Source organism: Acerihabitans arboris, from assembly GCF_010131535.1.
Lineage (GTDB): Bacteria > Pseudomonadota > Gammaproteobacteria > Enterobacterales > Enterobacteriaceae > Acerihabitans > Acerihabitans arboris.
Genome location: NZ_WUBS01000017.1, coordinates 151,302 through 163,351, shown reverse-complemented (window position 1 = coordinate 163,351; position 12,050 = coordinate 151,302). Strand labels below are relative to the sequence as shown.

14 protein-coding genes, 1 tRNA gene and 1 pseudogene are annotated in these 12,050 nt (G+C 60.0%); 12 read left to right on the top strand and 4 right to left on the bottom strand.

The features are described from left to right. Positions 1-118: 118 nt before the first annotated feature. The 3 genes from GRH90_RS21685 to GRH90_RS21675 form a co-directional block, all read right to left on the bottom strand. Positions 119-511, bottom strand: a complete 393-nt coding sequence (locus tag GRH90_RS21685; RefSeq protein ID WP_162368047.1) for a tyrosine-type recombinase/integrase — start codon at positions 509-511, stop codon at positions 119-121. A gap of 166 nt (positions 512-677) precedes the next feature. Further along, positions 678-752: transfer RNA gene (locus tag GRH90_RS21680), tRNA-Arg, on the bottom strand. A 169-nt stretch (positions 753-921) separates the two neighbouring features. Further along, positions 922-1,869, bottom strand: coding sequence for a formate/nitrite transporter family protein (locus GRH90_RS21675; protein WP_162368046.1), 948 nt, complete (start codon positions 1,867-1,869; stop codon positions 922-924). A 301-nt stretch (positions 1,870-2,170) separates the two neighbouring features. Here GRH90_RS21675 and ccmA point away from each other — a divergent pair, with 301 nt between their 5' ends. The 12 genes and pseudogenes from ccmA to sixA all read left to right on the top strand — a co-directional run bounded on the left by ccmA (position 2,171) and on the right by sixA (position 11,346). Beyond that, a complete protein-coding gene (gene ccmA / locus GRH90_RS21670; RefSeq protein ID WP_162368045.1) occupies positions 2,171-2,818 on the top strand; it encodes a cytochrome c biogenesis heme-transporting ATPase CcmA in 648 nt (215 codons plus the stop codon). Further along, the gene (gene ccmB, locus GRH90_RS21665) at positions 2,806-3,465 is read left to right on the top strand and encodes a heme exporter protein CcmB (protein WP_162368044.1); all 660 of its coding nucleotides are present in this window, start codon (positions 2,806-2,808) and stop codon (positions 3,463-3,465) included. The genes ccmA and ccmB overlap by 13 nt, the downstream gene beginning before the upstream one ends. 63 nt (positions 3,466-3,528) lie before the next feature. Continuing rightward, entirely contained in the window at positions 3,529-4,266 is a 738-nt protein-coding gene (locus GRH90_RS21660) for a heme ABC transporter permease (RefSeq protein WP_162368043.1), read from the top strand. Beyond that, positions 4,263-4,535 (top strand): heme exporter protein CcmD, encoded by a 273-nt coding sequence (ccmD, locus tag GRH90_RS21655; RefSeq protein ID WP_162368042.1) that lies wholly within the window; start codon positions 4,263-4,265, stop codon positions 4,533-4,535. Before GRH90_RS21660 ends, ccmD begins: the two co-directional genes overlap by 4 nt. After that, a pseudogene (gene ccmE, locus GRH90_RS21650) lies at positions 4,532-5,020 on the top strand (cytochrome c maturation protein CcmE); the annotation flags it as partial. The gene ccmD and the pseudogene ccmE, both read left to right, overlap by 4 nt. Before the next feature lie 104 nt (positions 5,021-5,124). Then, positions 5,125-7,092: a heme lyase CcmF/NrfE family subunit gene (locus GRH90_RS21645; RefSeq protein WP_162368040.1), complete on the top strand. Its 1,968-nt coding sequence runs from the start codon at positions 5,125-5,127 to the stop codon at positions 7,090-7,092. Continuing rightward, positions 7,089-7,640: a DsbE family thiol:disulfide interchange protein gene (locus GRH90_RS21640; protein ID WP_162368039.1), complete on the top strand. Its 552-nt coding sequence runs from the start codon at positions 7,089-7,091 to the stop codon at positions 7,638-7,640. Before GRH90_RS21645 ends, GRH90_RS21640 begins: the two co-directional genes overlap by 4 nt. 8 nt (positions 7,641-7,648) lie before the next feature. Next, positions 7,649-8,107, top strand: a complete 459-nt coding sequence (locus GRH90_RS21635; protein ID WP_376766097.1) for a cytochrome c-type biogenesis protein — start codon at positions 7,649-7,651, stop codon at positions 8,105-8,107. Beyond that, positions 8,107-9,321, top strand: coding sequence for a c-type cytochrome biogenesis protein CcmI (gene ccmI / locus GRH90_RS21630; protein ID WP_162368062.1), 1,215 nt, complete (start codon positions 8,107-8,109; stop codon positions 9,319-9,321). Before GRH90_RS21635 ends, ccmI begins: the two co-directional genes overlap by 1 nt. Positions 9,322-9,355: 34 nt before the next feature. Beyond that, the gene (gene mlaA / locus GRH90_RS21625; RefSeq protein WP_162368061.1) at positions 9,356-10,117 is read left to right on the top strand and encodes a phospholipid-binding lipoprotein MlaA; all 762 of its coding nucleotides are present in this window, start codon (positions 9,356-9,358) and stop codon (positions 10,115-10,117) included. 110 nt (positions 10,118-10,227) lie between these two features. Continuing rightward, positions 10,228-10,524: a YfcZ/YiiS family protein gene (locus GRH90_RS21620; protein ID WP_162368037.1), complete on the top strand. Its 297-nt coding sequence runs from the start codon at positions 10,228-10,230 to the stop codon at positions 10,522-10,524. Positions 10,525-10,863: 339 nt separating this feature from the next. Further along, a complete protein-coding gene (sixA, locus tag GRH90_RS21615; protein WP_162368036.1) occupies positions 10,864-11,346 on the top strand; it encodes a phosphohistidine phosphatase SixA in 483 nt (160 codons plus the stop codon). A 6-nt stretch (positions 11,347-11,352) separates the two neighbouring features. On the opposite strand, the gene smrB is transcribed toward sixA, so the two are convergent. Beyond that, entirely contained in the window at positions 11,353-11,883 is a 531-nt protein-coding gene (gene smrB / locus GRH90_RS21610; protein WP_162368035.1) for an endonuclease SmrB, read from the bottom strand. Between the last annotated feature and the right edge of the window lie 167 nt (positions 11,884-12,050).

Here is a 12,050-nt window from a genome sequence, read left to right as displayed (position 1 = left end):
ACCTACGCCATGTGCTGGCGATTATCGCGGATCATCCCATCAATAAGATCAAAGATCTCCTGCCGTGGAACCTCAAAATCCCTGTTGAATAAGCGTCAATACGGCCCAGAGTTGACGCTTACTCTTTCTTTAACATGCTCAATATTTGCTCGGCATAATTTTCTGACCAAGTCCGCCGTTTACTGTCATACCACTCTTGCGCTATGGCCTGAAACGTATTGCCCGCAGAAATGAGTGATTCGGCCCGGCGTGATTTCTTCTCTTCTGACGGGTCCATTCCAGCGGCGAGCATAGCCCGAGCCTTGTCCCTATGCTGCCTCGCCTCCGCAAGGGTGATGGACGGAAATAAACCGAAAGTCATCAGCTTTTCTTTGCCACCAAAACGGTATTTTAACCGCCAAGACTTGTTTCCTTTGGGAGTAACGTGCAAAAACAGGCCGCCGCCATCAGCCAGCTTATAGGGCTTATCCTGCGACTTTAAGGTCTCTATTTGCCTGACCGAAAGGGGCATTTGGGGGTATCCTGGGGTAGGGGTATAGTTGAGTACCCCGGATAATGCCCCCACTTCCATGTTTATTGGAAATGATTTCAGTTTAGGTGAGTTTAGTTCGTTCGTAGATGTGACGGGGATTTAGAGAGGATCTGTTTAGGTGGGTTTATGTTGATTTAGGCAGTGATGGTGTCCCCGACAGGAATCGAACCTGTAACTAGCCCTTAGGAGGGGCTTGTTATATCCGTTTAACTACGAGGACCCGATAGCGGCGGTGATTATACCCGATTATGCAGCGAAAATAAGCACGTAACGGTTCGTTTGCTCATTCCATCGACAACGGCGGGCAAAAAAGATCGTTTTAACCGCGCGCAGGGCGTTGCCGGCGCGTTGTCCTGATGCCGTTGATGCCGGCCGGCAACCCCGCCGGGCTACTCTTCCAGCGTTTCGGTATCGACCTTGGGTTTTTTATCAACCGGTTGCCCGTCCGGCGCATGGCCCTTTTTTAACTGCTTCTTGCGCTGGCGGCTGAGGTCGTTGCGGATTTGCGCATGGCTGAGCAAGGCAAAGATAAAGGTGCCGCCGACGATATTGCCGGCCAGGGTGGGCAGGGCGAACGGATAGAAAAATTGATACCACGGAATATCGCCGTTGAACACCAGATAGAACACTTCCACCGACCCTACGACGATATGGGTCAGATCGCCGATGCCGACCAGATAGGTCATCAGGATAATCACCAGTATTTTGGCGTTGCCGGCCGATGGCATCATCCAGACCATGGACGCGATGATCCAGCCGGCGATAATGCCGTTGGCAAACATATCGGCCGGGGGATTGGCCATGATCCCCTGCGACAGGGCGACAAACGCCTCGCGGGTGGGGGCATTAAAAATCGGCATATGGAGGAAGGCGAACGCCGCCACCGCGGTGCCGATCAAATTGCCCGCCAGCACCACGCCCCACAGCCGCAGCAGGATCAGGATATTGTGGCCGGTGGGTTTTTGCATAATCGGCAATACCGCGGTGAGGGTATTCTCGGTGAACAACTGCTGGCGCGACATAATCACGATAATAAAACCGAAGGTATAACCCAGGTTTTCAATCAGGAAACCGGCCGCGCCATCGGGAAGTCTGGCGTGCAAAATCCCCTTGGCCATTAACGACGCGCCCATCGACAGGCCGGCGGCCACCGCCGACCATAACAGCGCCTGGGCGTCGCGCTCCAGCTCCTTTTCGCCGTCCTCGCGGATCAGCTCATGGATGGCGGCGGCGCGCGAAGGCAGGTTCTGCTCCTTAACCTCGATATCGGTATCGGCGTCATGCTCCTCGCTTTCCACGGCGACGCCGGGCTTATCTTGTTTATCGGTGTCGTTCATCCCGTCTTCCTTATGAATTGAGTTATTTATTCATTAACTTGTATACAGTAAGCGTAGCGGCTTTGTGTTGCGGCCGCGCTAAAAAAACGCGCTGGCGCGACGCTGTACGGCGGATTGCCGTTTTAATTGTCACTATGGCGGGCAATACGTAACAAAATTTTAACTTTGCTGGTATTCGTTGCCTTTTATTGATCTAATACAACCCTTTCCTGGCCGAAAAAGAATGCAATGGCGGTGAACTGCGCCGCGATAGTCGCCTATGCTATGATCGCCATTCAATTAATAACGAGTTGGGTTCCTGATGCTGGAAGCGAATAACCTGTCGTGTATCCGTGATGACCGCGTATTGTTTTCCGGATTGAGCTTCCGCGTTGCCGCCGGTGAAATGGTCCAGGTCGAAGGCGCCAACGGCGCCGGCAAAACGTCGCTGCTGCGCATCCTGGCCGGGCTGGCCCAGCCGGATGCGGGGCATGTCAGCTGGCGGCAGCGGTCGATTCGCCGCGAGCGCGGTTTATATCATCGGGAACTGCTCTATATCGGCCATCAGGCCGGGATCGCATCGTCCCTGACGCCGCTGGAGAACCTGGCGTTTTTCCAGGCCATGGGCGGCGGCAAACGTGATGAGGCGGCCCTGTGGCGGGCGTTGGAACGGGTGGGGCTGGCGGGGTACGAAGAGCTGCCCGCGTCAGGTTTGTCCGCCGGTCAGCAGCGGCGTATCGCCCTGGCCCGTCTGTGGCTTAGCCCGGCGCCGCTGTGGATACTGGACGAGCCCCTTACCGCCATCGACCGGCAGGGCGTCGCCCAGCTGATGTCGTTATTCGCCGCGCACGTCGACGCGCGGGGCATTGTGCTGCTCACCACTCATCAGGCACTGCCCGCCTCCAACGCCCGGATACGTAAAATGGCGCTGGCGGATCGACCGGCGGAGGCGGTGCCATGTTCTGTCTGATTGTACGCCGCGAGCTGCGGCTGGCGTTGCGCAACCGCGCGGATATTGTCAACCCGCTGTGGTTTTTCCTCATCGTGATCACCTTGTTTCCATTGGGGATAGGGCCGGAACCGCAGCTGTTGCGCCGTATCGCGCCGGGGATTATCTGGGTGGCGGCCCTGCTGGCGTGTCTGCTGTCACTGGAACGGTTGTTCCGCGATGATTTCCATGACGGCTCGCTTGAGCAGTTATTGTTGTCGCCGCTGCCATTGCCGGTAGTGGTGCTGGGTAAGGTGTGCGCCCACTGGCTGGTGACCGGACTGCCGCTGCTGCTGGTGTCGCCGCTGGCGGCGCTGTTCCTGTCGCTGGACAGCCATACCTGGCGGGCGATGGCGCTGTCGTTGTTATTGGGCACGCCCACCCTGAGCCTGATTGGCGCTATCGGCGTGGGCCTGACGCTGGGATTACGCAAAGGCGGGGTATTGCTAAGCTTATTGCTGCTGCCGCTGTTTATACCGGTACTGATATTCGCCAGCGCCGCACTGGATAACGCCGCGCAGGGGCTACCTTTTGATGGATACCTGGCGATCCTCGGCGCCCTGCTGGCGGGAAGCGCCATGCTGGCCCCTTTTGCGACCGCCGCCGCGCTGCGCGTGAGTTTGCAATAACCTGTCAGCTGCCGAAAAGAGCGGCCGGTCCCGTGTGTTTTTTTACTGTGAGCAAAGAAGATAATGTGGAAATTGCTGCATCAATGGGCGAAACCGGAGCGGTTGTACCGGCTCTGCGGACGCCTGATTCGCTGGCTGGCGCTGGCCGCGTGCGCGGCGCTGCTGCTGGGCTGGGGCTGGGGGTTTGGTTTTGCCCCGCCGGATTATCAGCAGGGCGATAGCGTTCGCATGCTGTATCTGCATGTGCCCGCCGCCATGTGGTCCATGGGCATCTACGCCGCGATGGCCGTTGCCGCGTTTACCGGCCTGGTCTGGCAGATGAGGATGGCCGATCTGGCGGCGGCGGCCATGGCGCCGGTGGGCGCGGTGTTTACCTTTATCGCGCTGGTCACCGGCTCCGCCTGGGGCAAGCCGATGTGGGGCACCTGGTGGGTCTGGGACGCCAGGCTGACCTCGGAGCTGGTGCTGCTGTTTTTTTACCTTGGCGTCATGGCGCTGTACAACGCCTTTGAGGATCGCCGCCTGGCCGGGCGCGCCGCCGGCATCCTGATCTTGGTGGGGGTGGTCAACCTCCCCATCATTCATTATTCCGTGCAGTGGTGGAATACCCTGCATCAAGGCTCGACCAACATGCAGCAGAGCATCGATCCGAGCATGCGCACTCCGCTGCGCTGGGCGATCCTGGGGTATCTTCTGTTTTTTGTCACCCTGACGCTGATGCGTCTGCGCAACCTGATACTGCAACAGGAGCGCCAGCGTCCCTGGGCGGTGGCGCTGGCCAATAAGGAGCGGCGATCGTGAGCCCGGCATTTGTTTCCTGGACGGCGTTTTTCGCCATGGGCGGCTACGCTTTTTACGTCTGGCTGGCCGTCGCCGTTACCCTGTTGTCGCTGGCGGGCCTGATCGTCCATACCCTTTGGCAACGCCGCCTGCTGCTGGCCGGTATCCGCCGGCAGCAGGCGCGCGCCCGGCGGATGGGCCGGGGCGGGGCGGCAACCCGGCCCGTCGCCGGGCCAAACGGCGGACATGGCGACATGCCCGGTAATATAGCGCGGGAGGACGCCAAGTGACGCCGCGCCGCAAAAGCCGTTTATACCTGGCGATCCTGATGCTGACGGGCGCGGGGCTTATCGTGACGCTGGTGCTTTACGCGCTCAGCGCTAATATCGATCTGTTCTATACGCCCCGCGAAATCCTCGAGGGCAAGGGCGAGAGCCGGGCGTTGCCGCATATCGGCCAGCGCCTGCGCATCGGCGGCATGGTGATGCCGGGATCGGTAAAGCGTGACCCGCATACCCTGAAGGTCACCTTCAGGATCTACGATGCGGTCGGCTCCGTGCCGGTCAGCTACGACGGCATCTTGCCGGATCTGTTCCGCGAAGGGCAGGGGGTGGTGGCGCAGGGGGTGTTGGCCGCCGGCAATCGGGTCGAGGCGCGGGAAGTACTGGCCAAACATGATGAAAACTATACCCCGCCGGAAGTGACGGACGCCATGAAAACCAACCATAAGCCTACCGGGCAGGCCATGGCCGGGGGCGCAATGCCAGGCCAAGCGTACAACCCATCGCCAGACCCATCGCAGCGCAAAGCGCAGGGCGAGATGCGGGACCCGGGGATAGCGCAGGGCATAGCCCAGGCCATGCCGTCACAGGGGCAGCCATGATCCCGGAATTCGGCAATTTCCTGTTATGCCTGGGCATCGGCCTGGCGCTGTTGCTGACGGTATACCCCCTGTGGGGCGCGGCGCGTCAGGATGCCAGGCTGATGGCGGTGGCCCGGCCATTGTCCTACGGCGTATTTTTGTCCATCGCCGGAGCGTTTGCCTGCCTGGTGTACGCATTTGTGATCAACGATTTTTCCGTGGCCTATGTGGTCAATAATTCCAATACCGCGCTGCCGGTGTATTACCGCGTGGCGGCCACCTGGGGAGCCCATGAGGGATCGCTGCTGCTATGGGTGCTGTTGCTCAGCGGCTGGACGCTGGCGGTAGCGTTGTTCAGCCGCGGCATGCCGGACGAGGCCGTGGCCCGGGTATTGTCGGTGATGGGCATGGTAAGCGTCGGTTTCCTGGCGTTTATCCTGCTCACCTCCAACCCGTTTAGCCGCACCCTGCCGGATATCCCCATCGACGGGCATGATTTAAACCCGGTATTGCAGGATATCGGCCTGATTTTCCATCCGCCGCTGCTGTATATGGGCTACGTGGGTTTCTCGGTGGCGTTTTCGTTCGCCATCGCTTCGCTTATCGCGGGCCGGCTCGATACCGCCTGGGCGCGCTGGTCGCGCCCCTGGACCCAGGCCGCCTGGATCTTCCTGACCATCGGCATCGTGCTCGGGTCCGCCTGGGCCTATTACGAGCTGGGCTGGGGCGGCTGGTGGTTTTGGGATCCGGTGGAAAATGCCTCCTTCATGCCCTGGCTTGCCGGCACGGCGCTGCTGCACTCGCTGGCGGTCACTGAAAAACGCGGCACCTTTAAATCCTGGACGGTGCTGCTGGCTATCGCCGCCTTTTCCCTTTGCCTGCTGGGCACGTTCCTGGTGCGCTCGGGGGTGTTGGTCTCGGTGCATTCCTTCGCCTCGGATCCGGCGCGCGGCATGTTTATCCTGGCGTTCCTGGTGCTGGTGATCGGCGGATCGCTGCTGCTGTATGCGTTCAAAGGCGGCAAGGTGAGCAGCCGCGCGCGGCACGAGGTGTTTTCCCGCGAGACGTTCCTGTTGGGCAATAACGTCCTGCTGATGGCGGCGATGCTGGTGGTGTTGCTCGGCACGCTGCTGCCGCTGATCCATAAACAATTGGGCATGGGCAGTATTTCCATCGGCGAGCCTTTTTTCAACAGCATGTTTACCTGGCTGATGGCGCCGTTTGCCCTGCTGCTGGGCATCGGGCCGCTGATCCGCTGGCGCCGCGACGAGGCGAAAAAACTGATCAAACGCCTGGCGGTGGCCATGGCGGCCATATTGCTGCTCTCCATCCTGCTGCCCCGGCTGATGGGCGATGAGATCGAGGCCATGACGGTGGTGGGGCTGATGATGGCGCTTTGGGTGATTATCCTGACGCTGATGGAGGTGCACGAGCGCGCCACCCACCGCCACCGGTTCGTCCGGGGACTGACTCACCTTACACGCAGTCATTGGGGCATGGTGCTCGGTCATCTGGGCGTGGCGGTGACGGTTATCGGCATCACCTTTAGCCAGAACTACAGCCTGGAGCGCGATATGCGCATGAAAATCGGCGACAGCGTGGATATCAAAGGCTACCGCTTTGTATTCCGCGACCTTAAGGATCTGCGCGGCCCCAATTACTCCGGCGCGGCGGCGGTGTTTGACGTGACGCGCAATAACCATCCGGAAGCCACGCTCCAGGCGGAAAAGCGCTTTTACACCGTCAGCCGCACGGTCATGACCGAAGCGGCCATCAGCGGCGGGCTGACCCGCGATTTATACGCGGCGCTGGGCGAGGAGATGGATGACGGCGCCTGGGCGGTCAGGCTCTATTACAAGCCTTTTGTCCGCTGGATTTGGCTGGGCGGCCTGTTTATGGCGGCCGGGGGCCTGTGCTGCCTGGCCGATCCCCGTTACCGGGCCAATAAAAAGGCCCGCCGGGCCGCCCGGCAGGTGGACCTATGAAAAACAAGCTGCTGTTTATCCCGCTGGTGTTGTTCCTGTTGCTGGCCGCCGCGTTTATCGTGCAACTGTCCCGTAACGCCCATGGCGACGATCCCACCCTGCTGGAGTCGGCGCTGATTGGCAAGCCGGTGCCGGACTTTCGCTTGGCGTCGCTCGACGATCCGGCCAGGACGTTTGATGGTTCGGTATTGCGCGACGGCCGGCCGATGCTGCTCAACGTCTGGGCCACCTGGTGTCCCACCTGCCGGGCCGAACACCAGTTCCTCAACGCCCTGGCGGCCCAGGGGGTGAGGGTGGTGGGACTCAATTATAAAGACGACAGGCTAAAAGCGGTTAACTGGCTCAATACCCTGGGCAATCCCTACGCGCTGAGCCTGTACGACGGCGACGGCATGCTCGGGCTGGACCTGGGGGTGTACGGCGCGCCGGAGACCTTCCTGATCGACGGCCGGGGGATTATCCGCTATCGCCACGCGGGCGATCTCAATGCCGACGTCTGGCGGCGCGAAGTACAGCCGTTGTACCAAAAATACGCCAAGGGAGCGTGAGGATGGGCATAAAAATCATCATGCTGTTTATCGGCCTGGCCCTGAGCCTGGCCGCCGGCGCGGCGATTGATACCTGGCAGTTTAAAAATACGGCGCAGGAGCGGCAATACCGGGAGCTGACCCAGCAACTGCGCTGCCCGAAGTGCCAGAACAACAGCATCGCCGACTCCAACGCGATTATCGCCGCCGATATGCGCGCCAAGGTCTATCAACTGATGCAGCAGGGCCGCAGCAACCAGCAGATTATCGATTACATGGTGGCGCGCTACGGCAACTTTGTTACCTACGTTCCGCCCCTTAATCCGCTGACGATTTTGTTGTGGCTCGGGCCGCTGGCGGTGGTCATTATCGGCGGGCTCGCGGTGGTCCTGCGCGCGTCCCGTCGCGGCGGCCGCAGCGCGTTATCTACCGAGGAGCAACAGCGCCTGGCGCGATTGCTGGATAATACCGACCGGGAACGTCCATGATGATCCCGGTCCTGATTGTTATCGCCCTGCTGGCGCTGGCCTGTGCGCTATTCGTGCTGCCCGCGCTGCGTTATCGCCCGCTGGAGCGCGCCATGACCCGCGACGGCCTGAACCAGGCGTTTTTCAAGCGCAGGCTGGACGAACTGGCCCAGGATGAAGCGCAGGGCGTGGTGGCGGAGCGGTCCCTGCATATCGAGGAACTGCAGCAAAACCTGCTGTCCGATATCCCGATCGCGCCGGCGGCGGTTAAACCGCCGCCGGGCGCGCGGGCGCTGTTACCCGGCGCGGCCGCGCTGGTGGTGGTGACCCTGGCGTTTTACGCCTGGACCGGCGGCGCGCTCCAGGTGTGGCGCTGGCAGCAGACGGTGGCCGATCTGCCGGCGCTGCGGGCGCGCATCATGGATCCCGGCGCCCGGCAATTGTCGGCGCGGGAACTGGCGCGTTTTGCGGTCGGGCTGCGCGCCTCGCTACAGGCGCATCCGCAAAATACCCGGGATTGGCTGATCCTCGGACGTATCGGCGTGGTGATGAATAACGCGCCCATGGCCACCCGGGCGTTCGAACGCGCTTACCGCCTGGCGCCCGGCGATGACGCCATCGCGCTCGATTACGCCGAAGTGCTGACCCGGTCCGCCGACGCGGGCGACAACCAGGAAGGCAATCGTCTGTTACAGGCGCTGGTCAGGCGGCAGCCGGACAATATCCAGGCCCTTAACCTGCTGGCGGTCGGCCTGTATCAGCAAGGAGACTATGCGCAATCAATCAATCTGTGGCAGCATGTATTATCCCTGCTGCCGGCGGGCGACGCCCACATCGACGATATCAGGCGCGGCATTGCCCAGGCCCGGGCGCAGTCCGGCCAGGAGACGGTGAAACTCAATGTGACCGTTACCCTGGCGCCGGCATTGGCCGGCCGGCCGATGCCGGCGCAGGGAACGTTGTTTATTTCGGTCACCGACGGGAAAAATCCGGTACCGGTTGCGGTTAAAACTTTGCCATTGAGTCGCTTTCCGTTATCGTTAACGCTGGACGACAGCAATGCCATGCTGCCGGAGCGTTTGCTTTCCGCCCGGCAACAGGTAAAAGTACGGGTCAGGATCGCCCGTGACGGCAGCGCCGACGCCAGGCGCGGCGACTGGTTTGGCGACAGTGCGTTACAGGATTTCAGCGGCACCGGCCGGATTGCCGTGCGCATAGATCAACAAATGCCCTAGCGGCGGGCATAACAATAATAAACGGAGTTGAATGATGAATTACCGCCTGTCAGGTGTGGCGTTGGCCAGCGTATTGATTCTGGGATGCGCCAGCAACAAAACCGAACCCTCTTCACAGGAACGTCCGGACCATCTGGAAGGGTTCAACCGGACGATGTTCGATTTTAACTACAATGTCCTGGACCCCTATTTGGTACGTCCGGTGGCGGTGGCCTGGCGTGACTATGTGCCCAAGCCCGCGCGCAACGGCCTGGGTAATTTTTTAAGCAACCTCGAAGAACCGGCCTCCATGGTCAACTACTTCGCCATCGGCAAGCCGTATGAAGCCATGATCCATTTCAACCGTTTTTTCCTCAATACGCTATTGGGGATGGGCGGGTTGATCGACGTGGCGTCCATGGCCAATCCTAAACTGGCCAAAGAGCAGCCGCGCCGGTTCGGCACCACCCTCGGCACCTATGGCGTCGGCTACGGTCCTTATGTGGTGCTGCCGGGCTACGGCAGCTTTACCCCGCGCGAGGACCTGGGCGGGGCGGTGGACAATTTCTATCCGGCGTTAAGTTATCTCACCTGGTGGATGTCCGCCGGCAAATGGGTGTTCGAGGGGATAGAAACCCGCGCGCAGCTGCTGGACTCCGACAGCCTGTTGCGTAACTCCGCCGATCCTTACGCCATGGTGCGCGCCGCCTATTTCCAGCGGCATGATTTCCTGGCCAGCGGCGGCCGGCTGAAGCCGCAGGAAAACCCCAACGCGCAGGCGATACAGGGCGACCTGAAGGATATCGACTCGCAGTAGCCCGCCGAGCCGGCCCTATCAACGTTGGGTGTACAGGAGTATAATAAGCCGTAGATACTTTTGAAGGGCTTATTATTGTCAGACAGGTAAATCCTGTGGAGAAAATTGCAATGACTCACTCAATTAACAAATGCAGCGCTGAAGAAACCGCCGCCTGCTGTTGTGTCGATGTCGGCACCATCATCGATAACGAAGACTGCACGGCATCGTACAGCAAGGTATTTGAACAACGGCAAGAGGCGGAATCCATGTTGGCGATGCTGACGGAAAAAGCCCGCGCGGTGGAATCCGATCCCTGCGACATCGGCAGCCGTATTGAACCCGTCAAGGGCGGCGTCGAGTTAAACGTCGATTTCACCTTCAGTTGCCAGGCTGAAACCCTGATATTCCAGCTCGGATTGCGTTAATCCCCGCCGTTCCAGGCCCTTGACCGGGCCTGTTTTTATTGGCTGGCCTGTATTCAATTGCTGATTTACCGGTTCCGGTCCATTCCCCCGGGTGTAAATGTCAAATATGTTACTTACCCTGCACCTTTATCGGTAAATGTTGTCATACGCTAATAGCCCCGGTCCGCCGCGGGCTTTTCACTTACGGGAATGACCCGGGGTGGAACAATTAGCGGCCATGTGTTGACTCCATGGCGGGTATTGATGTAAAAAGCAGCGTTTTAGCTACGTGATTTCGAGCGCGAAGGCCCGGTCATTGCGTTTATCTTTCGCGTTTTTGTCAAACAACAACGGTGCACTATGCAAGTTTTAATTATGCGGCACGGCGACGCTCAGCTTGAAGCGGCCAGTGATGCGGAAAGGCCCCTGACTGTTCGTGGTCGTGATGAATCACGCCTGATGGCATGTTGGTTAAGTACCAGGATCCTCGATACCGATCGTGTTTTGGTCAGTCCTTATCTGCGCGCACAGCAAACGCTGGATGTGCTGCGTGATGAACTGGTGTTGCCGGAAGGCGAGGAAAGGCTGCCCGAGCTGACGCCGGGCGGCGATGTCGATCTGGTGTGTTGTTACCTGCAGACGCTGGCGAACGAGGGGCTGGGATCGGTGCTGATTGTTTCCCATCTGCCGCTGGTGGGCTACCTGGTCGCCGATTTATGCCCCGACGAGCAGGCGCCGATGTTCGCCACCTCCGCGGTGGCCTGCGTGACCCTGGATGGCGAAAGCGGTGAAGGCAAGCTGGAATGGCAGGTCAACCCGGCGCAATTGCTGGTCAAAGTCTGATTTTTATTACTGGTTAAGTTCGATCAGCACCAGCAGCGCGGCGTCGCCGCCGAAGTTCTTCGGCGCCTGATGGAACCCCAGCACATCGGGGTGTTGCGCCAGCCATAACGGCGTTTGCTGTTTCAGGATATGTTTGCCATGGCCGTGCATCACGCAGGCGCAATGGACATGTTCCCGCTGGCAGGCGGCAATCAGCGCCCCCAGTTCCTGTTTTGCCTGCGCCTGGGTCAGCCCGTGCAGGTCGAGGAACAACTCCGGGGTGTAATCTCCCCGCCGCAGCTTTTTCACCTCATAGGGACTGGCGTCCGGGCGCACATAACGCGCCGGTCCTTCGCTGTCCAGCAGCGGCTGGAACTCATCGGAAAAATAATAACTGGCATCCACCTGCTCCTGCATCAACCGCCGGGCGGGCGGGGCGACCCTCCTGCGGCTTGGTTTGGGCGCTTTGACGGTGTCCTGCCGCAGGGGGCGGGTGCCGGCTATGGATTCACGGAACAAATGGCGCTCGTCGTCGGCCAGTTGGTATCTTTTCTTCATTCCCTGCTCTGCGTTTGCTGCTTTTAGGCAAGTTTACCTTGTCTTGTCATTATGCGGCGACATTTTCCTTTTTGAGCGAAGTTTTTCCCTATTTGTAGAAAATGTCGGCCATCGCCGCCCCTGGAGGGCGATGGCTGCTGCTTTGTCGCCCGCTTCATGGCAAACTA